Source organism: Ammoniphilus resinae (assembly GCF_017873965.1).
Classification (GTDB): Bacteria; Bacillota; Bacilli; order Aneurinibacillales; family RAOX-1; genus Ammoniphilus_A; species Ammoniphilus_A resinae.
In genome coordinates, this window is the sequence record NZ_JAGGKT010000011.1 from 153,407 (window position 1) to 179,173 (window position 25,767).

A 25,767-nucleotide genomic window follows, 5' to 3' on the forward strand; every position below is an offset into this window, starting at 1 on the left:
TCCCCCTTATTTTTTGACCACCTGAAGAAAACTCTTCCCAATACTTGGCATCGTTACCCCAAAATTATCTGCAATGGTTGCCCCCACATCGGCAAAGGTTTCACGAACACCCAAGCTTTCTGCCTGGTCAATCTTTGTATGGTAAACGAGAAGTGGAACGTATTCCCTTGTGTGATCTGTCCCATGATGGATGGGATCATTTCCGTGGTCAGCAGTGATGATCAGAAGATCATTATCCTTTAATTTAGAGAGAATTTCTGGAACTCGGGCATCAAATTCTTCGATAGCACGTCCATACCCATGAGGATCTCGGCGATGACCAAACAAAGCATCAAAATCCACCAAATTGACAAACGCTAAGCCTTGAAAATCCCGCTCCATTACATCCAAAAATTTGTCCACCCCATCCATATTGCTTTTGGTTTTCATCGAATCTGTCACACCCATACCGGCGTAAATGTCGGAAATTTTTCCGATAGCGATCGATTCAAAGCCCTCATCTACTAACCGATTCATCACAGTTAAACCGGGTGGGGTCACGGAATAATCGTGACGGTTTGCTGTACGGGTAAAATGACCAGGGGCGCCGACAAAAGGTCTGGCAATCACACGAAGGACTGGATACTCACCTTCCAAAGTCATCTCTCTAGCGACTTCACATATACGGTATAACTCCTCGAGCGGTACGATCTCTTCGTGGGCAGCAATTTGAAAAACGGAATCTGCTGATGTATAAACAATCACATCGCCTGTTTTTATGTGTTGTTCCCCTAATTCTGCAATAATTTCCGTCCCTGAGGCCGGTTTATTCCCTAAGACGCCGCGCCCGATCCTCTTGGAAAATTCCTCAATTAAAGGCTGGGGAAAGCCGTTTGGATAAGTTGGAAAAGGGGTTTTTACATGGAGCCCCATGATTTCCCAATGTCCCGTACTCGTGTCTTTTCCTACCGAAATCTCTGCCATTTTTCCATAGTAGGCCATTGCTGAAACCTCTGCAGAAACTCCCTGCAACGGGGCAATCTTCCCTAGTCCCAACCGTTCAAGATGGGGAACATGAAGGCGTTCCATCTTTTCAGCGATATGGCCGAGAGTGTGAGCACCTCGATCATTAAATTGATCCGCATCCGGTAATTCTCCAATTCCTACACTATCTAACACAATCAAAAAAACTCGTTGAAAATCCATTTTTTTCACTCCCCTGATTATTATGTGTCTATTATCTCCATAAACAATATGCTTTTTCGGAAAAAAAAGCCGTTCAGTTGGTACTAAAATTAGTCCCTTACCGAACGACCTAAGCTCTAGGATGCGCCTTCTTATATTCATCGCGAATCTTTAATTTCGTAAGTTGTGTATAGATTTGGGTGGTCGAGAGATCGGCATGGCCCAACATCTCTTGCACAGCACGTAAATCTGCCCCATTCTCCAAAAGATGTGCAGCAAAAGAATGCCGTAAGGTATGTGGGGTGATGTCGACACTGATCCCTGCCTTTAACGCATATTTTTTGATTAACTTCCAAAATCCTTGTCTAGATAGCCTCTTTCCGTGGTGGTTGAGAAATAGGGCTTGTTCCCCTTGATCCCTGCTAAATTCCGATCTCCCCTGTGAAAGATATTTTTCAAGAGTCTGGGCCGCAAATTTTCCGAGAGGAATGAACCGTTCTCTCATTTTATTTGAACACTTGACAAATCCTAAATCGGTATTCACATCCACCATGTTTAAAGATAAAAGCTCTGATACCTTTGCCCCAGAGGCATACAACAATTCCAACATAGCCTTGTCCCGCAACCCTGCAGCATCTGATTCCACAGGTGCGCCAAGTAGCCACTCCACCTCGTGTATGGTAAGGATTCGCGGAAGCTTTTTCTCTACCTTTGGTATTTCCAGATGGATCGATGGATCCCGGTCCACTGCTTTCTCCCTCATCAGAAAAAAATAAAATGACCGGAGAGAAGCAATATTTCGCGAGATCGTAGAAGGTGCTCGACCTTTTTCCTTTAAAAGATATAGGTATTGTGCAATTTCCGCATCGGTTGCCTTTCTAAGATCGGAAACATGTCTAGTCTCAAGAAAAAGTAGGTAAGATATCACATCTCTGCGATAAGAATCAATTGAATTCTTAGCAAGACCTTTTTCTGTATGAAGATAATCCATGAATTTATGCAGCCATGCTTCCATTCCTGATGCTCCTTTGATCATTTAAAAATTCCAATATGAATCTAATTCCATAAAACATGAAAATTTCCTGCCAAGACATATAATTTTCTCATTCACCATACCAATAAAAAAACTTCAGGCGGTCAACCATCTCGTGATCACCAGGGCGATAGAGGTGGTCGTCAATTTTAATTACCTTGACCGCACGCCCTTCCGGTTTATGATAAGGATTACTGGGTTTCACCACATCTGAAAAAAAAGAAATGATACTGAAAAAAATAAACGTTAAGACAGCGAATAGAATGAGGAAACGGAGCAGTTCGAACAGTCTGCGTAAGGAAATAAACATGGCCTGCCACCACCTAGACTTTCGTATCAATTCGGACAAGTTAGTTTCATTCTATTCCTGGGATGGGAAAATTATACAAAAAAAAAGCCCGAAGGCTTTTTATTCTGATTCAGACTCAGCTTTGCAACGATGACAAATCCCGTGGAAAGTTAACCGGTGGTCAGTGATTTCAAAGTTAAAATCCCTTTCCACCATTTTCTCGACGTCACCAAGAAGGTCCTCCACAATCTCATCAACGGTTCCACATTGTATGCATATTAGGTGATGATGATGATGTGCGGCATTTTCCGCACGAAACTCGTATCTTGCTACGCCATCACCAAAATTTATTTTGTGAATCACTTTCAACTCACTCAGAAGCTCAAGTGTACGATATACAGTGGCTAAACCAATCTCCGGTGCTTTTTCCTTTACAAGAAGATAAACATCCTCGGCGCTAAGATGATCCTCTTCGTTTTCAAGGAGGACTTTAACCGTGGCTTCCCTTTGTGGTGTAAGCTTGTAGCCATGAGAATGTAACTGTTGTTTGATTCGCTCAATCCGTTCTTCCACGTGCGACTCCTCCTACACCCTGACTTTCTCATTATGTATCAATCTAATCATGAAGATGTAGATTGTGTCAAGGATATCACTTTCAGCGAGTACTATTGTGATTATTATAGAAGAGGCAGACAAGGGAAGTCAATAAAGAAAACTTCCATCAGAAGGGGCCCCTTATCCCCCTCTGATGGTTAGTTGCACTTACCCTAGCATTTACGGGCAGTTATCCCCTCCCCACTTCGTATCGAAAGTTTTGATGTGGGGGGGTTACTGCCCGTTAATGCCGGATCATCGTTTTCATTAAGACAATAAACTTGCCGCGATTGGCTTCATTAAAAGAGGAGATAAAATCGCCTCAAGAATGGATGCCCCACACAATAATATCACGACAAACAGGACCAACGCGGAATAACGGAAAAAGTAGGGCGAAACCGCTTCACCCCGACGTATAAAGCGAGATCTGATCAAGCGTAACGAAAACGAGACACCTGCTGTACCAATAATAATTACAGCTGGGATGACCAACAGATTCTGCGGAAGAACAGAAGCTCCAGCCAGCAGCAAACCGTTCCAATGCCATTGATTAATCATAAAGCCCACCGTGAATCCGACAACCAATCCTTTGAGAAAAACCATAATAAGAATAATCGGAAGACCAATAATCGAGAGCCCCAGAATCCACATAAATCCAACATACTTAATATATTGACCAAAGGATTGTTGGAAAGCGGTTTGTGGATCGACATTGGTCCCCTGCTTAAATTCAGTGAAAAACTGTCCCAAATAATTCATCAAATCATGCTTTTGCTGTTGCTCCAAGGAATTAACAATCACCGCCCCAAAACAGACCCCCATGGTGAACAGAACAATCGTAAATAAATAGAGAGATATATTTTCTTTCACGTGTAAACTGATAGTTTGTCCAATTCTCGTCGTTCCCATCTTCAATCCTCCCTCGCGACCTATATAAAATCTATATGCAAGGGATGCCAGAATATGATGCTAGTGTGTGATGATTTTCCCGTACTTGCCTCCTCCACCCTCAACAAAAGAAATATTCCCTTCACGATTAAGGATAATCGTTCGAGCAATATCCTCCCCTACGACTTGACTTAAATCCTCTTGCGAGACCTCATGAAGGATCTTCATCTCTGTTTGATAAGCGGCCAAGAGGGCTTGTATTTTTTTCGGGCCGAGATTTGGGATGAATTCTAAGGGCACCTGATAAACGTACGGCGGACGGTGCGGTGGATGGACAGGCTGTTTTAAATCTGCAATCTCTTGTAGGCGATTAAACACCCCTTTGATCAAGGAAGTGTGTCCGCAATAAGGGCATCTCTGCTCTGATTCTTCTCGGATCAATTCATCACAAGCTGCACAACGGGTGTAATGATATTTACCCAACTTCGGCTGCAGTCCGTAGTTCGCCAGAACCTTGCGACCATTTTGCCTCCATAGCGCTTGTTTCAATTCAGCAAAATTGCATTCTTCTAGCCACATTTTTTGATACTCCCGCCCTATTTTGGCTAAGGAATGGGCATCAGAGTTGGTGACAAAGGTTTTATCATACAACTCACTTATGTGATCCGCCATTTCGCTGTCTGAGCTGAGCCCGAGCTCGATCGCAGGGATTTTTGTTAGATCAAGCAAGCCTTTCATGCTGTTTGCGCAATTCCCGTATACACTTTTGAATGGTGTAAAGACATGCGCCGGGATCATAATCCCCTGCTCCGTTTCAACGATTTCTTGCAGCTCCTGCATCGAGGCGTACATCCTCTGCGTACTAAGATGGATATTTTTCACCTTCGTCGCCAACCAATGGGAAAAGTTTTTCATTCGCTCCACCGTTGGAAAATAGGTAAGAAAATGCGCCGCACAGCGAAGCTCTTCAAAACGCATTTCCACTTCACAACCGGGTAAAACAGTGGTATTTTTATACCTTAAACCGCCACCATCCAGTGCATGAACGACACCTTGTTCCATCAACTGATCTACTTCTTCAAGCACTCCCGGAGAGTGGAAATCAATAATCCCGATCATATCCATTCCTTTTTTTTCGGATGCCTCTTCAATAATATTGGAAAGTGTGAGATTCCGCGATGCTGTTATTTTCACGGCCTGTCCATGGAAAGTTCGTCCAATATGAATATGTAGGTCTACGAAAAATGATTTCATCGCTGCTATTTCCCCTGTAGTTGTTGGTTTTGCCAATAATAAACCGCTAGCACGGTTTTGGCATCAATAATTTCTCCCCGTTCGATCGCTTCAAAGGCTTCCTTCAAATTCAACAGAGTAAGCTCCACAAATTCATCCTCGTCAGGTTCAGCCTGTCCCGAAACTAGATCCTCTGCTTCGAATAAATAAAGAAATTCATTGGCAAAACCAGGTGAAGTGTAAAAAGCAGAAATCTGTTTTAATTGTTTTGCCGTGTATCCCGTTTCCTCCAGCAGTTCCCTTTCCGCACAGCGCTTAGGATCCTCTCCTTTTTCCAATTTTCCTGCCGGAATTTCCAAAATCGTTTTCTCCAAAGGCTTGCGGAATTGTCGTACAAAAATCATTCGCTGATCCGAAGTGAGCGCCATGATAGCAACTGCCCCTGGATGTTTGACGATTTCCCGCGTAGCTGTTTTTCCATTTGGCAATTCCACCTCGTCCAAATGAAGCGTAATAATTTTCCCATGATAAATTTCTTTTGTTTTTAATGTTTTTTCTTCCAACTCACTCATCATTAACCCCCGCAAATTATTTTTAGTTCTACCGCGTATGGCTTGTACATATTTTAGAACAAAGCAACCTCATCCCGGTGAGAGGTTAGAACTCTGAAGAAAGGATTTGTCGCCATGAAATGTTATTATCAAGCTAATTGTATCAGATTTGTTGGGAAAGTTTCGGAAGTCAGATCCCTTTTAAAAACATGGTCTAAACAGACCATAACGGTGAAAGACTATTTACATCAGAAGGGACATTAGTCCTGCTGGCAACAAAATCTGCGAAATCCGCAGCCAACGCTACAGAATAAAAAAATAACGGATCTTCCTCAATCGTCCTGCCCATCGTTTTAATGGGAAAAGGTAACCGTGTTAGTATTTCCTTTAACAGATGAAGTTTCTCTCTTTTTCCGATATGCCAAAAATGACGATCTGTTCCTTTTTCGGAGGCTATTTCTTCCAAGATCGGGATATGTACGGAGCTTAGAGTATGTTTTAGAACAGTTTTAGTATGGTGGCTTAAACCAACATGACGACGGCGCTGATCAGCCTCACTCACGCGAGGGACAAGCACAGGGATGCCTCCCAACGTGGATACAGCATGAAGAATCTCCACCTGCTCCATCCCGGAAAATCCCAACGCTGTGCTGGTCCCAACAATACCTGGTCCCATGGAAACAAACACGATATCCGCTTTTAGCAAATGCTTTGCGGCAATTAAGCCGGAATAAATATTGATAGCCTCTAGATCCCCACCAAAGGATTGTCCGATCGTGATCGTACCATTAAGTATGCCAAGCTCTCTTAAGGCGGACACATTATCACTTAAATCCAGGGGAAGGGCACCTTTATCAGTCATAATATAAACGATTCGGCAAGCTTTATTACTCTGTTTAATGTATGTGGCAGCGATTGGGAGCATGCTGTGCAATTCACCAACCAACACCGTCATACCATGCAGCGATTGTTGCGAGGCCATCTGTTGGTGGAAGGGGCTGTCCTGTTCCTCACAGGATCCCGTGGCGATTTGCAAAGGAGTATACCGAAGCTTCATGATATGTTTGTTTTTAGAGACTTTTTGTTCCTCTTGGCATGGCTGTGACAGATTGGCCATCACAAAATGATACCCTCCTGTACCCAATTTAAGTGCTACCGCCGTTGTATTTAGAAGGACCAAATCACCTATCTGAACCGAACCAGTAATGGGGGGATAAACAATGGCCTTTTCCACTTCTGTTCCAATTTCCACCAAAATTTTTTGCAGTTTGCTATCGCCATATAGAATTCCCTGAACTGTACCTCTTTTTGTTACCAACATCTCCTATTCCCCTTTCTGGATTCATAGTGCTCCCCCATTCAGGGAACATTGAAGAAAAGTCCGTAAACTGGAGGTTGTTCGGTATGGCCAAACAGATGGAAGCCCACTTTTCTTCACCTGATGAAGCATTGAAAGTAAAAGAGTATCTTTTAGGCACTGGAATCGATAAAGTTACTGTTGATGGTTCAACACTAACAGTTGATACTTCCGATGAAGATTGGATTTCCAGTTATGAAATTCTGCAAAGCTTTGGCGGCACCACAAATGATGAAGGATTTGAAGAATATTATCAGATCCATCTGGAAAACGAGGATACCAAAGACACAGAAATTGAACTGATTGACCGTGACTCCTATATAGACGCCAATTTAGGATATGGCGATTATGAATTGGTCGAGCCTTATGTATTAGAAACATATGAGGAAATGCTGGATGAGGAAAATAATGGGGATGTATGAGCGGTCGATTGAATCTGAAATAAGGGGAAAATTTCCCCTTATTCTTCCAGCACGGCTTGGCTCAATGCAACAACCAATTCGGCTGCCTTATATAGTTCCTCGACCGGCATTCTCTCGTTCGTCGTATGGATTTCCTCGTAACCAATAGCCAGGTTCACTGTCGGGATTCCATATCCGGAGATGGCATTCGCATCACTGCCCCCACCACTTGATTTCAACTGTGGTTTCCTGCCAATGGCTTTAATGGCTTCCATGGCTTTTTGCGTAACCAAGTCATCCTCGGAAAATTTGTACCCAGGGTACATCTTCTCTACATGAACATCGATAGCCGTTTGAAATTCTTCGGCCGTTATGGTTATTGCCTTTTGCATCTTCGCCAACTGCTGTTCCAACTTTTCTTCAACTAGACTGCGGGCTTCAGCAAGGAATTCTACCCGTGGGCAAACAATGTTCGTTGCCTGGCCCCCTTCAATCTTTCCGATATTTGCGGTTGTTTCCTGATCAATCCGGCCAATCGGCATTCTCATGATGGCACGGCTTGCCACCTGGATCGCATTCAACCCGTCCTCTGGGTTTACACCGGCATGTGCTGCCCGGCCATGGACGATCACCTTCATTTTTGCTTGAAAAGGAGCCGAGACGATAATGTCCCCGACTTTTCCGCTGCTGTCTAAGGCGAAACCGTATTCAGCCTTAAGCAGCCCAGGATCCAGAGCCTTTGAGCCGGCCAAACCGGATTCCTCTCCTGCAGTAATTAATACCTGAATGCCAGAGTGAGGAAGCTTAGATTCCGAAATGACTCGAAGCCCTTCCAAAATCGCGGCAACCCCTGCTTTATCATCACTTCCCAAAATCGTGGAACCATCTGAAACAACATATTCCCCTTCAATACGAGGTTTAATCCCAATGCCTGGTGTCACCGTGTCCATATGGGATGTAAAGAAAATCATAGGACCTGAGCTATTTCCAGGCAAAGTGGCGACAATATTTCCTGCGGCATGTCCCGTTTTTTCAGCGCTTTGATCTTCAATCACTTGAAAACCCAGTTGTTGAAACTGTCCGATCAGTTCATCACAAATTTGTCTTTCCGCCCCTGTCACACTATCAATCTGAACTAGCTGTAAAAATTGCTGCAGCAGGCGTTCCTTGTTAATCACCTGAAGAACCTCCTTACAAAGGAATATTTCCGTGTTTTTTATATGGTCTTGATTCTTCTTTATTGCGCAGCATCTCCAAAGACTGGATTAATTTGATTCTTGTTTCCCGTGGATCAATGACATCATCCACCATGCCGTGGGCGGCAGCAACATAAGGATTGGCAAAACGATCACGATATTCTGCAATCTTGGCGGAACGAGTAGCGACCCCGTCTTCACTTTGTTCGATTTCTTTAGCGAAGATAATATTGGCAGCCCCTTCAGGACCCATTACAGCGATTTCCGCATTCGGCCAGGCATATACGATATCAGCCCCAATCGCTTTAGAATTCAGGGCAACGTAAGCACCGCCGAAGGCTTTCCGCAAAATGACCGTAATCTTCGGCACGGTTGCCTCTGAATAGGCATACAAAATTTTGGCTCCGTGACGTATGATTCCCCCATGCTCTTGATTAATCCCGGGGAAGAATCCTGTAACGTCCTCGAAGGTAATTAATGCGATGTTAAAGCAATCACAAAAACGGATAAATCGAGAAAGCTTGTCCGAAGAATTGATATCAAGACCACCAGCAAGGAACTTCGGCTGGTTAGCAATGATCCCCACACTTTGGCCGGCAATTCTGGCAAACCCGACCACGATGTTGCGGGCAAATTTGGGCTGAACTTCCATGAAATCGCCATCATCTACAATCTGTTCTACCACCTTGCGCACATCATATACCTTTGTCCCTTCCACGGGAACGATTTCGGCTAATTCTTCACGCCAATCTTCCCCCTGTTGAACATCTAAGATTTGCGGTTTTTCCTTGTTGTTTTGTGGAAGAAAGCGAATCAGGCGACGGACTTCCTGTAGAACTTCCGGCTCCGATTCCGCGGTGAAATGAGCATTCCCGCTGATCGAACCATGAATTTTGGCTCCACCTAAATCCTCTGAGGAAATTTTTTCACCCGTAACCGTTTCGATCACCTTCGGTCCAGTGATAAACATCTGGCTCGTTTTCTCGACCATAAATACAAAGTCAGTAATCGCTGGCGAATAGACAGCTCCCCCTGCACACGGCCCCATAATCACAGAAATCTGCGGAACGACACCGGAATAAATAGAATTCCGATAAAAAATATGACCGTAGCCATCCAGGGAAACTACCCCCTCCTGAATACGTGCGCCGCCGGAATCGTTCAACCCGATAATCGGCGCGCCATTCTTCGCAGCCAGATCCATGATCTTGGCAACCTTCAAGGCGTGCATTTCCCCTAAGGCACCGCCAAACACGGTGAAATCTTGGGCAAATACATAAACTAAACGCCCTTCAATTTTACCATATCCTGTCACTACACCTTCTCCTGGGGCCTCAATTTTATCCATGCCAAAATGGACAGCCCGATGCTCCATAAATGGATTTAATTCTACGAAGGAATCCCGGTCCAACAAAAGGTCGATCCGTTCTCTTGCCGTTAGTTTTCCGCGCGCATGCTGGGCATCAATACGCTGATCCCCACCACCAAGTTCTACTCTTCTCTTTCTCTCCATTAATTGGTCTATTTTTTCATACATGTTCATAAAAATTTTCTCCAATTCTGTTTATCTTTCGTTCTGCTTTGTTTGCGGCTCACACAATTCCACAAGCACTCCGTGACTCGATTTCGGATGCAGGAAGGCAACCAAACTGTGATGTGCACCGTCCTTCGGCACTTCATGGATTAAGCGAATTTCTTGACTTTTAAGCGTTTGCAGTTGATCGGAAATTTCTTCGATCTGAAAAGCGATATGATGGATCCCTTCGCCTTTTTTTTCAATAAATTTGGCGATTGGACTTTCCGAGCTGGTTGCTTCTAACAATTCCAACCGAGTTTCCCCAATCGTTAAAAAAGCAACACGAACCATTTCACTCTCAACTGTTTCATAACCTTCTAGCGTCAATCCGAGGACATCCGTATAAAAAGGAAGGGTCTCTTCCAAATTCTTCACAGCGATGCCCACATGACTTATCTTCTTCGGAGGCGTAATGGCCATTCTTAGCGCTCCTTTCTCACGTTTGCCCGGATAAATTCAATCGTCTCCGCTGTCGTAGTTCCAGGCGTGAAAACCTTGGAAATCCCTTGTGTTTCAAGGAAAGGGATATCTTCATCAGGGATCACTCCGCCCCCTACAATTAAAATATCTCCCGCCCCTTGCTCGCGGAGAAGTCGAACAATCTCCGGGAAAAGCTCGTTATGGGCACCAGAAAGGCAGGAAATCCCAATCACATCAACATCTTCATCGATCGCAGCGGAAACAATTTGCGCAGGCGTTTGCCGTAAACCTGTGTAAATAACTTCCATTCCCGCATCACGCAGGGCCTGGGCGATAATTAAAGCCCCCCGATCATGACCATCTAAACCTGGCTTAGCTACTAACACTCTAATCTTCTCCATTATCCCCACTCCTCTCTCATTTCGCTCAACCTTTTTTAATGGGGTTGATAGAGTCCAAATACATCACGCATCGTGTTGCAAATTTCCCCAATTGTCGCATAGGACTTGACCGCTTCTAAAATCAACGGCATTAAATTTTGATCCGTTGACTCACAGCCTTTTCTTAGTGCACGCAAAGCCTGGTCAACCTTCCCTTGGTCCCTTCTCTGCCTCAATGCTGCAAGTTTTTCTTTTTGCCGTTTGGCGATTGTAGGGTCTACGCGGAGTAAATCGGGCTGCTTTTCCCCTTCCAGGCGGAAACGGTTAACCCCGACAACCGTCATATCGCCCTTTTCAATCGCTTTCTGGGTTTGATAGGCCTTTTCATGGATTTCTCGCTGCATGTATCCCTGCTCAACGGCAACCACGGCACCGCCCAGGTCATCAATTTTTCTTAGATATTCCAAAACTTTTTCTTCGATCTGATCTGTCAGGTTTTCCACATAATAGGAACCGGCCAGTGGATCAACGGTGTCTGTAACCCCTGTCTCGTAAGCAATGATTTGCTGTGTTCGGAGGGCAATCCGGGCGGAATCCTCCGTCGGGAGGGCAAGCGCCTCATCCTTGGAGTTGGTATGAAGACTTTGTGTGCCACCCAACACGGCTGCCAAAGCTTGGAGCGTAACCCGCACAATGTTGTTGTCAGGCTGTTGTGCGGTTAAGGTGGATCCCCCCGTTTGCGTGTGTACCCGCAGCTGCCAAGACTTTGGGTTTTTCGCGCCAAACTCTTCTTTCATAATCTTGGCCCATAGTCGTCTTGCCGCACGGAATTTCGAAATCTCTTCAAAGAAATGATTATGGCCATTAAAGAAGAACGAAAGCTGTGGAGCAAACTGATCCACTTCCAACCCTGCCTTAATTGCTGCTCTTACATAAGCAATCGCATCCGCTAAGGTAAAGGCAACTTCTTGAACGGCATCTGATCCCGCTTCACGAATGTGGTATCCACTGATGCTGATAGTATTCCATTTGGGCACATGTTTTGCACAATAGGCAAAAATATCGGTAATCAGACGCATAGAAGGTCCGGGCGGGTAAATATAAGTGCCTCTTGCAATATACTCCTTTAAAATATCATTTTGAACCGTTCCTGACAGACGCTCAGAAGGCACACCTTGTTTTTCCCCCACTGCGATATACATGGCAAGGAGGACGGAAGCTGGCGCATTGATCGTCATTGATGTACTTACCTTATCAAGTGGAATCCCGTCCAGAAGTATCTCCATATCTTCCAGAGAGTCAATGGCAACCCCCACTTTTCCCACTTCTCCCATTGCCATCGTGTCATCGGAATCATAGCCGATCTGGGTTGGCAGATCGAAAGCACAGCTTAAGCCGGTTTGTCCTTGTTCCAACAAATATTTAAACCTTTGATTCGTTTCCTCCGCAGACCCAAATCCGGCGTATTGGCGCATCGTCCACAAACGACCGCGGTACATCGTTGGCTGTACACCCCTGGTATAAGGGTACTCTCCAGGCAGTCCAACCTTTTCTGCATATCCCTCCGAAGGGTCATCTGGTAAATACACTCTTTCTATTTCAATGCCCGATGAAGTTTCAAATCTATTTTGTCTTTCGGGAGATTTTTGCAAACGTTTATCCACATTTTTTTGCCATTCTTCCTTTTTTTCTTGAAAAGATTGCTCCTTCATACTAGTCCTCGCTCCTTTTGCCTTGAAGATTTCGAGAGTCCGATAAAAAAATAATCAATTTTTCTTATATTCGAGAAAAGAGGGAGAAATTCCTTCTAATCTTGATTTGCAATGTTTTTTAGGTTGTCCTGGTTTGTCCGAACAGTATAGAATATAGGTAGTATATACGTATTGGGGGTTGAGTTATGATTCCAAAAAAGTTTACCAAGCTCGTTGTCTACCTCATCATCGGCACGATGGTTTTATCTACATTAATTATGGGGGTCGGGTTTTTCTATTAATCGGGGAATAGGGGATGAATTCGATTCAGTAAATAGCCTTGAGGGGGCTTCTTAAGGTCTTTTCTCTTGGATTCGACTTAGGAAAAGTCCTTGAGGCTGCTTCTCAAGGACTTTTCTCTTGAAATCGACTCAGGAAATGGTCCTGAGAATCAAAAGATCAGAAACCATAAAGCACTGACCAATTCCCTATTAAAAAATCTCGGTACCCTCCCCGTAACTTTCAACCCGCCTCTTCACACTTTGCAGGAATCGACCACAAACTAGCCCGTCAAGCACGCGGTGATCCAATGATAGACACAAGTTTACCTGATCTCGGAGCGCAATCATATTGTCTATGACAACAGGCTTCTTTACGATCTTTTCGACACTCATAATGGCCGCTTGTGGAGGATTAAGAATGGGAGCGGAAATCACAGAACCAAAGGCTCCTGTATTATTAACGGTGAAAGTTCCACCAGAAAGATTAGCAACGGTCAACTTTCCCTCTCTCGTTTTTCGAACAAGTTGGTTTATCTCCCTCGCAAGACCATATATACTCTTTTGATCTGCATCGCGAATAACCGGCACAAATAAGGCATCTTCAGTAGCAACAGCTATTGAGATATGGATCTCTTTTTTCACCACAATCCCCTGGTCGGTCCACTCTGAGTTAATCATCGGATATTCCTTCAAGGCCTCAACTACTGCTTTAATAAAGAAAGGAAGATAAGTGAGAGAAAAACCTTCCCGATCCATAAACTCGCTTTTTTTCCTTTCCCGAAAGGTTACCAAATTGGTGACATCTGCTTCCATCACCATCCAGGCATGTGGTGCCTCCTGCTTACTCCGCACCATGCGCTCTGCAATCGTCTTTCTCACACCGTTAATGGGTATTATTTGGTCCTGGTCCTTAGTAGACGGGATACTGGGTGCCTGCTCCTCGTGGGTGGGGGGAACCTGCTCCTGGACAGTAGCTTTTGTTTCGGAACTCCCTTCAAGATAGGCTAAAACGTCCTTCCTTGTAATCCTCCCACCAGCACCTGTTCCAGTTACATTCACTAAATCAATTTGATGATCTTGGGCGATACGCAAAACAGCAGGGGAATATCTTGGTTTCGTCTCCTTCAGGGATGGAGGGGCTATCTGATGTTGTGTAGGTGCAGTCTTTTCCCCCACTACTTCGATATAACAGATCAAAGCACCGACAGCCACGGTTTCTCCTTCCGCAACAACTATTTCGCTAATCCTTCCAGCTATCACAGAAGGAACCTCGGCATTGACTTTGTCTGTACTTACTTCACAGAGCGGATCATAACGACTGACTTGATCCCCAACCCGAACAAGCCACTTGGAAATTGTGCCTTCTGTTACACTTTCTCCCAGTTGTGGCATGAAAATCTTTTCCACCACGGTTACCTCCTTTATAAATGGTTTATGTTTTTCGACGATGATGTACAGGATGTACGAACTTCTGTAACTTACACTTCTGCCCTACGTCGATATCTCTGCTTGCTCAGAAGTAACCGTTGCCCCGAAGAGGACTTTACGACAGGACGTAGCGTTCTTAGCAGAAGATCATCTTTAGGGGGCTCATTTTAAAACTCAGCTAGTTCTTTCATTGCCTGATAAATTTTATCTGGGTTGAGCATAAAGAATTTTTCCATAGGTGGGCTGTAGGGCATAGCGGGGACATCTGGACCACATAATCTTTGGATTGGGGCATCGAGGTCAAACAAACATTCTTCGGCAATCACGGCCGATACTTCAGATCCTAAACCGCCTTCCTTATTGTCTTCGTGAACGATCAAAACCTTCCCTGTGGATTTCGCAGCAGCAATTATCGTTTCCCGGTCGAGCGGATATAACGTTCTAAGATCCACAACCTGGGTTTGCACGCCCTCCAAAGCTAATTTTTCCGCGGCTTGCATAACATAGTGGAACATCAATCCGTAAGAAAAAACAGTAAGATCGCTGCCATCCCGCTTTATATCCGCTTTTCCAATCGGCACCGTATAATCCGACTCGGGGACCTCCCCCTTAATCAGGCGATAGCACCGTTTGTGTTCAAGAAACAGAACAGGATCATTGTCATGGATCGCAGATTTAAGCATCCCTTTTACATCGTAAGGTGTCGAGGGGGCAACTACCTTTAACCCTGGTACATGGCAAAACATCGCTTCAATGCTTTGGCTATGATACAAAGCCCCATGGACCCCTCCCCCATAGGGAGCACGAATCACAACAGGACAATTCCAATCGCCATTGGAACGATACCTCATTTTGGCCGCTTCATTGACAATTTGATTTACGGCAGTCATGATAAAGTCCGCAAATTGCATTTCCGCAACGGGGCGCATCCCATAGGCCGCAGCACCGATAGCAACGCCGGCAATCGCCGATTCCGCTAAAGGGGCGTCTATCACACGGTCTGCTCCGAACTCCTCATAGAGACCTGCCGTTGCACGAAATACCCCGCCGCGCACGCCCACATCTTCTCCCAAAATAAATACCTTCTGATCACTTAACATCTCTTCTCTTAAAGCTTGAGTCACTGCCTCAATATAGGAAATCACAGCCATATTTTAAACCTCCATTCACTTCTGCTTTTCCTCGTAAACATGAAGAAGCGTACTCTCTGGCGAAGGATAGGGTGCCTTTTCTGCGTAGACGGTAGCCTCGTTCACTTCATCCATAACCTTCTCGACCATCTCCCGTTCCTTTTTCTCGGTCAAAACCCCAACCTCTTTCAGGTACTGGGCAAATAACGGAATGGGGTCCTTTTTCTTAGCTTCCTCAACTTCCTCGCGACTTCGGTATGAGCGGTCATCATCATCACTAGAATGCGGCACTAAGCGGTACGTTTCCGCCTCAATCAATGTAGGGCCTAGACCGTCACGTGCACGGTCGACGGCTTCCTTCATAACGCGATAGACCTCAAGTGGATCATTACCGTCCACACGCACCCCGGGGAAGCCGTAACCAATCGCCCGGTCAGCGATACTTTCACAAGCAACCTGCTTGGATAAAGGAACAGAGATCGCATATTTATTATTTTCACAGAAAAAGATAACAGGTAATTTATGAACCCCAGCAAAATTGGCTCCCTCATGAAAATCTCCCTGGTTACTCGATCCTTCTCCAAAAGAGGTGTAAACAACGAGGTCTTTTCCCTCCATGCGACCGGCCAAGGCCATTCCCACGGCATGCGGTACTTGAGTAGTGACTGGACTTGATCCGGTAAGGATTCGATATTTTTTACCGCCAAAATGGCTAGGCATCTGTCTGCCGCCACTATTAGGGTCCTCCGCCTTGGCAAAAGCAGAAAGCAGAAGATCCTTTGCCGTCATCCCGAATACCGCGACAACTCCCATATCCCGGTAATATGGGCAGACAAAGTCTTTTGTGCGGTCAAAAGCAAAGGCTGCACCTACCTGTGCAGCTTCTTGCCCTTGGCAGGAAATCACAAAGGGGATCTTCCCCGACCGATTCAATAACCACATCCGTTCATCCACTCTTCTTGCCAGCATCATGTAGTAGTACATATCCATGACTTGTTGGTCCGACAACCCTAGTGCCCGATGTTTGTTTTCCATCCTGTTCTTCCCTCCTACGCATGAATCGCTTTACCTTCAACTGCCAACGCTGCTTCGGAAAACACCTCTGCCAGCGATGGGTGCGGGTGAACCATTTGAGAAAGTTCCCATGGCGTGGCATCCAAAAACTGTGCGAGCGTTCCTTCCGCGATTAAATTGGATACAGCGGGACCGATCAGATGAATGCCTAGCAAATCTTCGGTTTCTCGGTTGACGACAAGCTTAGCAAAACCATCTGTTTCCCCTTCGACAGCTGCCTTACCCAATGCACGAAATGGAAAAATACCGGTTTTCACACCAAATCCTTGTGCCACTGCTTCCTTTTCGCTCCATCCAATACTGGCAACCTCCGGACGGCTGTACGTTACCTTTGGCACCTTTAAAGGATCGAGTGGGGAAGGCTGAAGGCCAGCGATATGCTCTACTGCAATGATCCCTTCACGGGAAGCTACATGGGCCAACTGCAATCCCCCAATCATATCGCCCACCGCGTAAATATGGGATTCATCCGTTTGATACATCTGGTTTACAACAACCACACCCTGCTCTACCCGAATCTCTGTATTCTCTAAGCCGATATTTTCAACATTGGCCGATCTGCCTATGGTAATGAGCAGCTTTTCACTTTCAAATTCCTTTTCTTGTTCACCAACCATCCCCCTGATCCTTATTAAATTCTCTTTCTTGATCAATGAATCGGGTAAAAGGGTGACCCCCGTTTGAATCTTCACCTTTCTCTTTTTCAAAATCCTCGTCATTTCTTTACTAATATCTGGGTCTTCTCCAGGAAGAATGCGATCAGACAGTTCCACCAGTTCCACATCGACCCCTAAATCAGACAACAAGGATGCCCATTCCAGGCCAATCCTCCCCGCTCCTACGATAAGCATGGAATTTGGCAACGATTCCAGCTGCAAGGCATGATCACTGGAGAGAATATATTCCCCATCAAAAGCTAACCCTTCCATCTCTCGTGGGCGAGATCCTGTAGCCAAAAGCAGATGTTTGGGAACAAGAATTTCCGGATCCCCCAATTCTTTTGTCACAGAAACGGATCCTGTAAGTGGAGAAAAGATTGAGGGACCAAGAATCGTACCCAATCCATGAAAGACGGTAATATTTCCCTTTTTCAATAAATGCTGGACACCCCGGTGTAATTGATCCACAATCTTTTGTTTTCTCTCTTGCATTTTAGGGAAATTCAAAGTGATACTAGCTGTCTCGATACCATACTCGTCGGATTGCTTCATCAGACGATAGACTTCTGCGGACCGGAGCAATGCTTTACTAGGAATACATCCCCGATGCAAGCAGGTGCCGCCCAGCTTATCCTTTTCGACAAGGGCCACCTTCATCCCCAATTGACTGGCCCGAATTGCGGCAGTATATCCCCCGATTCCTCCCCCAAGGATCGCTAGGTCAAATTCATTGGCTGCTGGCAATTGTCCTTCCCTCCTTTATCTGTTAATTTGTGGACCTTTAGGGTCTTATGGCAAATACATCCTCCGCGACATTTTAACAGCTTCAATCCGTTTTTCCGCCAAGCGATCCGCTGCCAGGTAACTTGGAATTCCCTCCTCGGCTGCAATCTCAAATACTTTTTGGATATTGTCGTAGATCGTTGCCACTTTTTTAAGCGCTCTTTCCTTGTTGTATCCCTGTAGCTCATCAGCCACGTTCATCACACCGCCAGCATTGATGACGTAATCCGGGGCGTAGAAAATTCCCCTTTCCTCCAACATTTCACCATGTCTTGGCTCTCTCAGCTGATTATTTGCCGAACCGGCAACCACTTTCGCTTTTAACTTGGGAATGGTTTGATCATTGATAATCGCCCCTAATGCACAAGGTGAAAAAACATCACAGTCTGCCCCATAAATCTCTTCAACCCCAACCGCCGTTGCCCCAAATTCGTTTACCGCACGTCCCAAATTATCTGGGTTAATATCTGTTACAATCAGCTTTGCCCCCTCTTCATGCAGATATCGGCAAAGCTGGTAGGCGACATTTCCAACCCCTTGCACAGCGATTGTTTTATCTTTTAAACCATCTGAGCCAAAAGCAGCCTGAACGGCCGCCTTCATTCCCTGGTACACTCCAAAAGCCGTCACAGGTGCAGGATTCCCACTACTGCCGAAAGCAGGTGACACCCCCGTCACAAATTTTGTTTCCTGTCGGATGATATCCATATCTTCAACAGTAGTACCGACATCCTCTGCTGTGATATAACGCCCATTAAGAGAGCGGATAAATCGACCATAAGCACGGAGCAATTCCTCCGTTTTTTTTCGTGGATCCCCAATAATGACCGCCTTTCCTCCGCCAAGATTAAGTCCAGCTGCTGCCGATTTATAGGTCATTCCCTTCGCCAGTCGAAGCGCGTCAACAATCGCTTCCTGTTCACTTGCATAGGGCCACATCCTTGTTCCACCCAAAGCGGGTCCCAGGGTCGTATCATGGATCGCGATAATTGCCTTTAACCCAGTATTCTTATCTTGACAGAAGAGGATCTGCTCGTAATTATCCTGTTCAAGCATTTCAAAGATCATCGTATACCCTCCTTCATCTTCGGGCTTGTGAACTACATTGATGATACACAGGATGTCGCGTTCTTCGCCAAAAATCATCGATGTTACTTTTCACAAGCCATCTAGTTGTCCTTTAGGGCTTCAAATTGAATAGGTATCACTAAGTAGGAAAAGTATTCGGTTGGTGTATAACCTATTAAGCAATTTCTATGCCAACAGAATATGAAAGCGTTTCCCCAAAGGTTCAATGGGGGTTCGCCAGAAGCTCTGCAAAAAATGGCAAAAGCCTGCAATAATTTGCAGGCAACATCTAGCAAGCATCGTATTTATCTAATTTATAATATAAATTCCGGATGGAAATCCCTAATCGTTTAGCTGTTTCCGTCTTATTAAATCCAGTTTGCTCGTATACCCGCAAAACAGTCTCCTTTTCCACCCGGCTTAAAATTTCCGAGAGCTTCTCCTGCTCGTTTTCTTGTATGGATACGACTTCTAGTGGGCCTTCGAGGGGAGCTTTGCGATTGACTAATTCGGGCAAATGTCCGAGTAAAATATGTGTTTCGGAAAATTTCATATTAATGATGGAACGCCCCAACACGTTTTCCAGCTCACGTATGTTCCCGGGCCATTCATAATCTTGAAGCCTTGTTAAGGCTTGGGGATGAAGATCCATGACTGCACGGCCGTATTCCTGATTAAATTTGCGAATTAAATGGAGTGATAAAGGAAGAATATCTTCTTTTCGATAACGAAGAGGGGGGATAAATATTGGCATCACATTGATCCGGTAATACAGATCTTCTCGGAAGGTCCCATTTTGTATTGCTTTTTCCAAGTTGACATTAGTGGCAGCAATAATCCGTACGTCCACGGGGATCGGTTTGCTTCCGCCAACTCGAACTAATTCTTTTTCCTGTAACACGCGTAGTAATTTGGCCTGGGTATTAAATTTCATCTCCCCAATTTCATCCAGAAAAATCGTTCCTCCGTTGGCTTCCTCAAAAAAGCCCCGTTTCCCTCCTTTTTTAGCCCCGGTAAATGCACCCTCTTCATACCCGAAGAGTTCGCTTTCCAGCAATTGATCGGAAATGGCGGCACAGTTGACACGAATAAATTGATTATATCTTCTCGTACTCTCGTTATGGATCGCGTGGGCGAACAGTTCCTTTCCGGTTCCTGACTCTCCGCGTAATAGAACCGTAGCAGGGGTCAACGCTGATTTCCTTGCTTGTTCAACCGCATGGATCAAAGGTTCACTCGTACCGATAATATCTTGAAACGTATACTTAGCTTCTAGCTTACGAATGATCCGCTTGGCCTTTTCAAGCTCTCTCGTCAATCTTTTAAATTCAGTCGTATCGTGAATAACCGCGACACTGCCTTTCAGAACATGGTCGACAATGACAGGCGCCACATTGACGATGACGTCCTTGTTTTTGGGCCCAACCTTCATATGTACTCCTCTTACCGGTTTTCCGGTTTGCAATACTTTCATATGCATGCTTTCCCCTTCCGAAATATCCGCATCGGCGGGTTGACCAATGATATGTTCGGAAGTTAGACCCGTAAGTCGCGTATAAGCCGGATTGATCATCATCCCATTGCCCCAGGCATCGACAACAGAGATCGCATCTTCGGATGAATTGATAATCGCTTCAAGAAAGGTTTGCATTTCCTTAAGACCTATAATTTCCTCTGCTAAAGATTTCATATCGGCCCATTTATCTCCATTCACTTTAAGTCCTCCAGTGGGAATAAAGCTTACTTTTCTTTTTAATTTATTCCTATTAGTAGACTTTAAGGACTTTTTTATTTAAGATGATAGTTGGAATCCATAAGGATGGTGAATCAACATGTTATACGTGCAACGGCTAATCGCCGTCTTAATTATTGCAATACCGGGTGTTATCGCTACATATGGATGGGCGGTCATGCGTGACGTGATCTTTAACAACTTTGGGAGCGGACAACCCTTTGAGATTTGGAAATTTATTGGCGGTTTGATTCTATTTGCGGGGGGCCTCGCCTTTATTGGGGGATGGTACATTCGCCGGGAGAGAAGGAAACAAGAGAATCAGAGACGTTAGGTTGGGACGAACGGATTCCGTTACGAGGGCAACATCAAAGTTGTTTCAAGCGTCGATTCGCATACTGAATCACGCTTTTCTTTTTGAGATACACTTCAAGTTTGGCTTAACGGTGAAATAACGGCTTTTGAGTCCGGATACCCCCCGAATTCTTGACATTTGGCTTGAATAGCGCCTATACGGTCCGTCCTATTTGGCGATGGACCCAGGAGACCCTATTTGGTTCGATACTTCACCTCAACCGTCAGAATCAGGCCTGGACTCGCGCACATCATCATAGCCAACTTTAGGCCTTTTTCCTCCCAAGCGTATCCAGCCAACGTAGGAAAGCCGTATTTTGAATAAGAACGGTAATAGACTTTTTTTCAGCATAAAGGTGAATCAAGACCGATATAATCAAAAAAATCAACTTATATTCCAGGCTTGCGAAAAGAACCGTCCAGAAGCCTATCAGCATACCTAGACTATTAGAGCCTGTATCACCAAGCATCGCTCTCCCCTGTAAATCAAAGCGCAGCAAAAAAAAGGCTGCAGTCAATGGGGGCAACCAAAGCAAAGGGGAATAAATGATTACGCTGAAAGCGAACAGTGGGATCAATAACAGGAGGAACGATTTGATCGCTCTACCTGGTCTTAGGTCAAGCAAATTCAGCAAATTGGTAGCAAAGAGAATCAGGAAGAAATCGATAAAAAAAGCAAGGAGAGAGGTGCTATACATAGCACAGATCAGAAAAGAAAGAATACACGTCCCGATCGCTTTCTGTAAGCCCGTGCTAACAGCTCCCGTACGCCTCCATAACAGAAAATGCCCGCGAATCCCTTTCGCTTCATTCCCCCCAAACAGATCATCCCGCCAGCCCAAAAAAGCAATTCCAACGAGGACCACAACTTGAAAAAGATAGATGGACCTAATCTGCTCATACAATACAAGAAAAGGAAGCGCAACAACCTGCGCCAATGGGATGAAAAGACCAACCGCTATAGGAATAGCCATCCCCTGGTAATTTTCCCGAACCATTCCTCTGGATTGGAGAAATTGAAGTAGATAGGGATACAACTGTTGAAAGATAAACCAAACAAATCCAACGATAAGGATCCCCCAGGCTAACGCCATATCCATTTCCTACCTAACACCTTTCCTACATCCATAAATTGTTTTCCCCGATGCACAAATCCGCTGATATCTCTTCCGGTTTCTCGGTGGCTAAAGGGAACAGGGACCTCCATGATCCGCATCCCGCTTCGCATGATATCAATTGTCATGCCAACCTCAATCCCAAACCTTCCTTCCCAGGAACTAATCTTCGAGACCGCTTCTCTTGTGAAAGCTCTTTGACCGGAAAGCGGGCTCGTGGGATCAAAACCTGTTAATTGTCGAATTCCTCGACGTGCCAACCCCTTCACCAAGCCAAAACCACCTCGCTTATGAGCTGGAGGAAGGACGGCTATACTCATATCCGCCTGTCCTACTAAAACAGGAAGATACAGTTCACGGACAAACCGGGCCGACTCCCCTAAATCACTATCTAGACAGACGAGGATGTCCCCGGAAGACGCCGCAAATCCCCTGCGCAAGGCCTCCCCTTTTCCATAGTTTGACTCTAAAGTAATCACTTGATCAGTGAACAATTTGGCAATCTCAGAGGTAAGATCCTCGCTGCCGTCATCAACGACAATCACCTCAGAAATCCCCTTTTCCTTTTGCAAAACCCCCAAGGTTTGCGCCAAGTATTTTTCTTCATTAAAAGCAGGAATCACAATGCTAATGCCCATACCGATTCTCCTTCATCACGAACCCTATAGTTGTCCTGCTGAGGACTTATAAAGCTTTTGAATATTTCGTAGAAGTTCCCATTGTTTGGTGGGAGTTTGATAGCCGGTAATATGGATTTGGGCGTCTTTCGGTAGCAAAGTTGCCCACTCCGGGATTTGATCACCAATAAAAACAACAGGATAGGTCACCGAATTTTCTGCCCTTAGTTGATCCATCTCCACAATTTCCATTCCAACCGATGTAAAAAGATCAATTAATTGCTTGGCATCCATTCCCTCCTGTTTCCAAATGCCAATTTGCTGGCCCTGTAGATCTGGAAGGTAATCATTACTGACAAAAGTACTAAACTCTCGATTGGTTTCATCAATCCGCATCGTTAATTCATGCAATTGATTTTTTAATTCTTCATTGCTCTGCAGTGCTTTGTCATACTTTTTCTCAAGTCCTACAATCAAGGCTTGCTGTTTCTCATAAATCCAATGCTGGCCTATACTCCCTCCAAGGATAATGCCAAGTCCCAATGATAAAAAAATCGCGGTAATGGTTAAAAAATGATAGCGGAGGGTGATCATGTTTATCACCTACATCATAAAAAATTTGATTTGCAGCCATAATAAATGCCAGAACTGTCGCACAGCCGGACTGATCACACTGGCAGCAATCATCGGGACGGCTGCAGCGGTACCAATAAAAAAGAAGTTCTTCCACCGTACCTGATTTTGGTACAGCATGCTAACCCCTTTGGCATCAATCAGCTTCATGCCCATTTTCATCCGGACCAAAACGGTGCTTGCCATGCCCCTACGCCCTTTTTCCAAAAAATCGATCATGTTCGAATGAGCCCCTAAAGCAACGATCCATTCGGCCCCCTTTTCATCGGCAAACAGCATGGCAACATCTTCACTTGTTCCAGGAGCGGGAAGAATTTCAAAAGGAATCCCCAATGCAACCAAACGTTCCTTGGCAGGGGCATGTCCATTAGGATATGCGTGAACAATAATTTCGGCACCACAAAAAAGCGCAGCGTCGGAAACACTGTCCATATCCCCAATAATTATATCCGGTTTCCACCCTTCTTCCAGAAGGGCATCCGCTCCCCCATCTACCCCGATTAAAACTGGTCGATAATCCTGAATATAAGACCGAATTGCTTTCAAGTCCTCACGGTAATGCTTACCTCGAACAACGATCAAAACATGTCGATGATTCATATTGACCTTTGAAGAAATATGGGGAAGTGGAGAAATATAATAGCTTTTTTCTTTCTGGGCATAAATCAGTGTATTTTCAATAAACATTCCCAAACGATCAGAGAGATTTTGATTAGCCATCTCCCACTTTTGCCCAATTTCCTCCATCGTGATTTCACGAATAGTTATTGGTTTTGTTTGGATGAGACATATACTGTCATCTACAATCTCAACTGTTTCACCATCTGAAAGCGTGGGGAGAAGGTGTGATGCATCAGAATCATAAAGAGGAACTCCATGTTGTAGAAGGATTCTGGCTCCCACACTGACATAACTTCCCGTAATCGACGGAGCCAAATTAATTACGGCTTTTACCTTTGCGGATACTAAATCACGAGCGGCTATTTCGTCTAGATCCTCATGGCAAATCACAGCAATTTGTCCCGGTCTAACTCTTTTTACTAAATTTTTGGTTTTCTTATCCACCACAATGGACCCTCGAATAGATCCTTTTATCTTCTTAGCAAACAACTTTCGAGCCCTCCTATGTTTCTTCCTCCTCTACCCACTGATACAGGACAAAAGCACTGAAAATAGTCTTGCCTTCCCTTTCTAATGTGTGGATTTGAAATGATAAAACCTCTAATTCATTTCCTTTGGCATACATGTTAATCTGATCCGTTAAGACAAATTCATTATCTGCAGTGAAGCTTTTTACCGTCCTCATCGTCTCACTCCAACCGTGATGTTATTTTTCATTGTTAACGAATTAGATGGATTCTATTCAAAATCCTGGAAGGGAGTCTAAGGATTCAGATAGCTTTCAAACAACCGGTTCTTACTCATCACTAATATTTTCGGATCCAGTTTTTTATTGCTGTTGCCTTTGTGAAACCCGTGGCAGATATAATACATCGGAACCATATAGGATTTTTTCCAGCGGCGGTAATAGTCATTGGCAATGGGAATACTGTCAAATCCAAGATGTCTGACACCACGATTTAAAAGCGTAATCCCAATGACCCCTTTAATTTCTTCTGAACGCGGATGAAGATGGAGGTATTTGGCCAGACCTGGCATTGAATTTTCAACCATTTGGTAGACAAACAAAGCTCTACGAATCTCTGATCTCATACCAACCATTTCTTTCATCAGGGCATAATTATACAAATGGATCTTCAGCAATAGATCCCCCGAGTGAATCTCCGTTCCATCCTTTAGGATAAGCGTCTCTCCTCGATAACAAATAGGGCGAACCCGAAACACATTTCCTCCATCTTTGTCGATAAATTGCAGGCGATTGAATTGGAAATAAATTTGATCGATGATTCCCCAGAAGGGCAAGATTGCTTGGAACAATGGCTCCACCTCTTTTTTCCGGACAGCTTTCCATATATGTTTATTTTGTCCAACTTTTCCTCAAAAAATATCACTCATCATACATACAAAAGAGAGTAGGGGTGGTCATTACTGACCCACCCCTCTCAATAAACCGTGCATGCGGACCTACGCACACGGCTTTGACACTACATATTTCTTAC

The 25,767-nt window shown here is 44.8% G+C and carries 28 protein-coding genes and 1 pseudogene; 4 read left to right on the plus strand and 25 right to left on the minus strand.

Annotated features, from left to right (window positions below; genetic code table 11):
* Positions 1 to 6: 6 nt before the first annotated feature.
* From deoB to J2Z37_RS17280, 7 genes are all read right to left on the minus strand, one after another.
* The gene (gene deoB, locus J2Z37_RS17250) at positions 7 to 1,185 is read right to left on the minus strand and encodes a phosphopentomutase (RefSeq protein WP_209811537.1); all 1,179 of its coding nucleotides are present in this window, start codon (positions 1,183 to 1,185) and stop codon (positions 7 to 9) included.
* A gap of 109 nt (positions 1,186 to 1,294) precedes the next feature.
* The gene (gene xerD / locus J2Z37_RS17255; protein WP_209811538.1) at positions 1,295 to 2,179 is read right to left on the minus strand and encodes a site-specific tyrosine recombinase XerD; all 885 of its coding nucleotides are present in this window, start codon (positions 2,177 to 2,179) and stop codon (positions 1,295 to 1,297) included.
* Between the two features lie 88 nt (positions 2,180 to 2,267).
* Positions 2,268 to 2,507: a DUF4227 family protein gene (locus J2Z37_RS17260; protein ID WP_209811539.1), complete on the minus strand. Its 240-nt coding sequence runs from the start codon at positions 2,505 to 2,507 to the stop codon at positions 2,268 to 2,270.
* 99 nt (positions 2,508 to 2,606) lie between these two features.
* Complete coding sequence (fur, locus tag J2Z37_RS17265) at positions 2,607 to 3,059, minus strand: ferric iron uptake transcriptional regulator (protein ID WP_209811540.1); 453 nt, start codon at positions 3,057 to 3,059, stop codon at positions 2,607 to 2,609.
* Positions 3,060 to 3,347: 288 nt separating this feature from the next.
* A complete protein-coding gene (gene spoIIM, locus J2Z37_RS17270) occupies positions 3,348 to 3,989 on the minus strand; it encodes a stage II sporulation protein M (protein WP_209811541.1) in 642 nt (213 codons plus the stop codon).
* 60 nt (positions 3,990 to 4,049) lie between these two features.
* Positions 4,050 to 5,222 carry an endonuclease Q family protein gene (locus tag J2Z37_RS17275; protein WP_209811542.1) on the minus strand — a complete coding sequence of 391 codons (1,173 nt, stop codon included), beginning with the start codon at positions 5,220 to 5,222 and terminating at the stop codon, positions 4,050 to 4,052.
* Positions 5,223 to 5,227: 5 nt separating this feature from the next.
* Entirely contained in the window at positions 5,228 to 5,776 is a 549-nt protein-coding gene (locus tag J2Z37_RS17280) for an NUDIX hydrolase (protein ID WP_425340336.1), read from the minus strand.
* A 111-nt stretch (positions 5,777 to 5,887) separates the two neighbouring features.
* Here J2Z37_RS17280 and mciZ point away from each other — a divergent pair, with 111 nt between their 5' ends.
* A complete protein-coding gene (mciZ, locus tag J2Z37_RS26145; protein ID WP_209811544.1) occupies positions 5,888 to 6,016 on the plus strand; it encodes a Z-ring formation inhibitor MciZ in 129 nt (42 codons plus the stop codon).
* Here mciZ and J2Z37_RS17290 read toward each other — a convergent pair.
* Positions 5,967 to 7,073, minus strand: coding sequence for a DUF3866 family protein (locus tag J2Z37_RS17290; protein ID WP_209811545.1), 1,107 nt, complete (start codon positions 7,071 to 7,073; stop codon positions 5,967 to 5,969). The genes mciZ and J2Z37_RS17290 overlap by 50 nt on opposite strands.
* Before the next feature lie 83 nt (positions 7,074 to 7,156).
* Between J2Z37_RS17290 and J2Z37_RS17295 the strand changes: the two genes are divergently transcribed.
* Entirely contained in the window at positions 7,157 to 7,531 is a 375-nt protein-coding gene (locus J2Z37_RS17295; protein WP_209811546.1) for a hypothetical protein, read from the plus strand.
* Positions 7,532 to 7,569: 38 nt separating this feature from the next.
* On the opposite strand, the gene J2Z37_RS17300 is transcribed toward J2Z37_RS17295, so the two are convergent.
* From J2Z37_RS17300 to J2Z37_RS17320, 5 genes are read right to left on the minus strand one after another with little or no spacing between them, the layout of a single operon-like run.
* Complete coding sequence (locus J2Z37_RS17300) at positions 7,570 to 8,688, minus strand: M20/M25/M40 family metallo-hydrolase (RefSeq protein WP_209811547.1); 1,119 nt, start codon at positions 8,686 to 8,688, stop codon at positions 7,570 to 7,572.
* Between the two features lie 13 nt (positions 8,689 to 8,701).
* Positions 8,702 to 10,243: an acyl-CoA carboxylase subunit beta gene (locus tag J2Z37_RS17305; RefSeq protein WP_209811572.1), complete on the minus strand. Its 1,542-nt coding sequence runs from the start codon at positions 10,241 to 10,243 to the stop codon at positions 8,702 to 8,704.
* A gap of 27 nt (positions 10,244 to 10,270) precedes the next feature.
* Positions 10,271 to 10,696 carry a methylmalonyl-CoA epimerase gene (mce, locus tag J2Z37_RS17310; RefSeq protein ID WP_209811573.1) on the minus strand — a complete coding sequence of 142 codons (426 nt, stop codon included), beginning with the start codon at positions 10,694 to 10,696 and terminating at the stop codon, positions 10,271 to 10,273.
* A gap of 8 nt (positions 10,697 to 10,704) precedes the next feature.
* Positions 10,705 to 11,103, minus strand: coding sequence for a cobalamin B12-binding domain-containing protein (locus tag J2Z37_RS17315; RefSeq protein WP_245203880.1), 399 nt, complete (start codon positions 11,101 to 11,103; stop codon positions 10,705 to 10,707).
* A 35-nt stretch (positions 11,104 to 11,138) separates the two neighbouring features.
* Positions 11,139 to 12,794 (minus strand): acyl-CoA mutase large subunit family protein, encoded by a 1,656-nt coding sequence (locus tag J2Z37_RS17320; protein WP_209811548.1) that lies wholly within the window; start codon positions 12,792 to 12,794, stop codon positions 11,139 to 11,141.
* Between the two features lie 185 nt (positions 12,795 to 12,979).
* On the opposite strand from J2Z37_RS17320, the gene prli42 reads away from it, so the two are divergent.
* Positions 12,980 to 13,075: a stressosome-associated protein Prli42 gene (prli42, locus tag J2Z37_RS17325; RefSeq protein WP_209811549.1), complete on the plus strand. Its 96-nt coding sequence runs from the start codon at positions 12,980 to 12,982 to the stop codon at positions 13,073 to 13,075.
* 189 nt (positions 13,076 to 13,264) lie between these two features.
* Here prli42 and J2Z37_RS17330 read toward each other — a convergent pair whose 3' ends face one another.
* From J2Z37_RS17330 to J2Z37_RS17355, 6 genes and pseudogenes are all read right to left on the minus strand, one after another.
* Positions 13,265 to 14,464, minus strand: a complete 1,200-nt coding sequence (locus J2Z37_RS17330; RefSeq protein ID WP_342453849.1) for a dihydrolipoamide acetyltransferase family protein — start codon at positions 14,462 to 14,464, stop codon at positions 13,265 to 13,267.
* A gap of 185 nt (positions 14,465 to 14,649) precedes the next feature.
* Positions 14,650 to 15,633 carry an alpha-ketoacid dehydrogenase subunit beta gene (locus tag J2Z37_RS17335; protein ID WP_209811550.1) on the minus strand — a complete coding sequence of 328 codons (984 nt, stop codon included), beginning with the start codon at positions 15,631 to 15,633 and terminating at the stop codon, positions 14,650 to 14,652.
* 15 nt (positions 15,634 to 15,648) lie between these two features.
* Positions 15,649 to 16,647 (minus strand): thiamine pyrophosphate-dependent dehydrogenase E1 component subunit alpha, encoded by a 999-nt coding sequence (locus J2Z37_RS17340; RefSeq protein WP_209811551.1) that lies wholly within the window; start codon positions 16,645 to 16,647, stop codon positions 15,649 to 15,651.
* A gap of 14 nt (positions 16,648 to 16,661) precedes the next feature.
* Positions 16,662 to 18,089, minus strand: a complete 1,428-nt coding sequence (lpdA, locus tag J2Z37_RS17345; RefSeq protein ID WP_209811552.1) for a dihydrolipoyl dehydrogenase — start codon at positions 18,087 to 18,089, stop codon at positions 16,662 to 16,664.
* Between the two features lie 45 nt (positions 18,090 to 18,134).
* On the minus strand, positions 18,135 to 19,196 hold the full coding sequence (locus J2Z37_RS17350) for a Glu/Leu/Phe/Val dehydrogenase dimerization domain-containing protein (protein WP_209811553.1): 1,062 nt from the start codon (positions 19,194 to 19,196) through the stop codon (positions 18,135 to 18,137).
* Positions 19,197 to 19,485: 289 nt separating this feature from the next.
* Positions 19,486 to 20,889 (minus strand): annotated as a pseudogene (locus tag J2Z37_RS17355) (sigma-54 interaction domain-containing protein); the annotation flags it as partial.
* A gap of 139 nt (positions 20,890 to 21,028) precedes the next feature.
* On the opposite strand from J2Z37_RS17355, the gene J2Z37_RS17360 reads away from it, so the two are divergent.
* Positions 21,029 to 21,262, plus strand: a complete 234-nt coding sequence (locus J2Z37_RS17360; protein ID WP_209811554.1) for a DUF2627 family protein — start codon at positions 21,029 to 21,031, stop codon at positions 21,260 to 21,262.
* 286 nt (positions 21,263 to 21,548) lie between these two features.
* Here the strand turns inward: J2Z37_RS17360 and J2Z37_RS17365 are convergent, their stop codons facing one another.
* The 6 genes from J2Z37_RS17365 to J2Z37_RS17390 form a co-directional block, all read right to left on the minus strand.
* Positions 21,549 to 22,382 (minus strand): hypothetical protein, encoded by an 834-nt coding sequence (locus tag J2Z37_RS17365; RefSeq protein ID WP_209811555.1) that lies wholly within the window; start codon positions 22,380 to 22,382, stop codon positions 21,549 to 21,551.
* On the minus strand, positions 22,367 to 23,035 hold the full coding sequence (locus J2Z37_RS17370; RefSeq protein ID WP_209811556.1) for a glycosyltransferase family 2 protein: 669 nt from the start codon (positions 23,033 to 23,035) through the stop codon (positions 22,367 to 22,369). Before J2Z37_RS17370 ends, J2Z37_RS17365 begins: the two co-directional genes overlap by 16 nt.
* A 24-nt stretch (positions 23,036 to 23,059) precedes the next feature.
* A complete protein-coding gene (locus tag J2Z37_RS17375) occupies positions 23,060 to 23,608 on the minus strand; it encodes a copper transporter (protein ID WP_245203891.1) in 549 nt (182 codons plus the stop codon).
* Between the two features lie 9 nt (positions 23,609 to 23,617).
* Positions 23,618 to 24,757, minus strand: a complete 1,140-nt coding sequence (steA, locus tag J2Z37_RS17380; RefSeq protein WP_209811558.1) for a putative cytokinetic ring protein SteA — start codon at positions 24,755 to 24,757, stop codon at positions 23,618 to 23,620.
* 13 nt (positions 24,758 to 24,770) lie between these two features.
* Positions 24,771 to 24,953, minus strand: coding sequence for a hypothetical protein (locus J2Z37_RS17385; protein WP_209811559.1), 183 nt, complete (start codon positions 24,951 to 24,953; stop codon positions 24,771 to 24,773).
* A gap of 77 nt (positions 24,954 to 25,030) precedes the next feature.
* Positions 25,031 to 25,585, minus strand: coding sequence for a YkoP family protein (locus J2Z37_RS17390; RefSeq protein ID WP_209811560.1), 555 nt, complete (start codon positions 25,583 to 25,585; stop codon positions 25,031 to 25,033).
* Positions 25,586 to 25,767 lie beyond the last annotated feature (182 nt).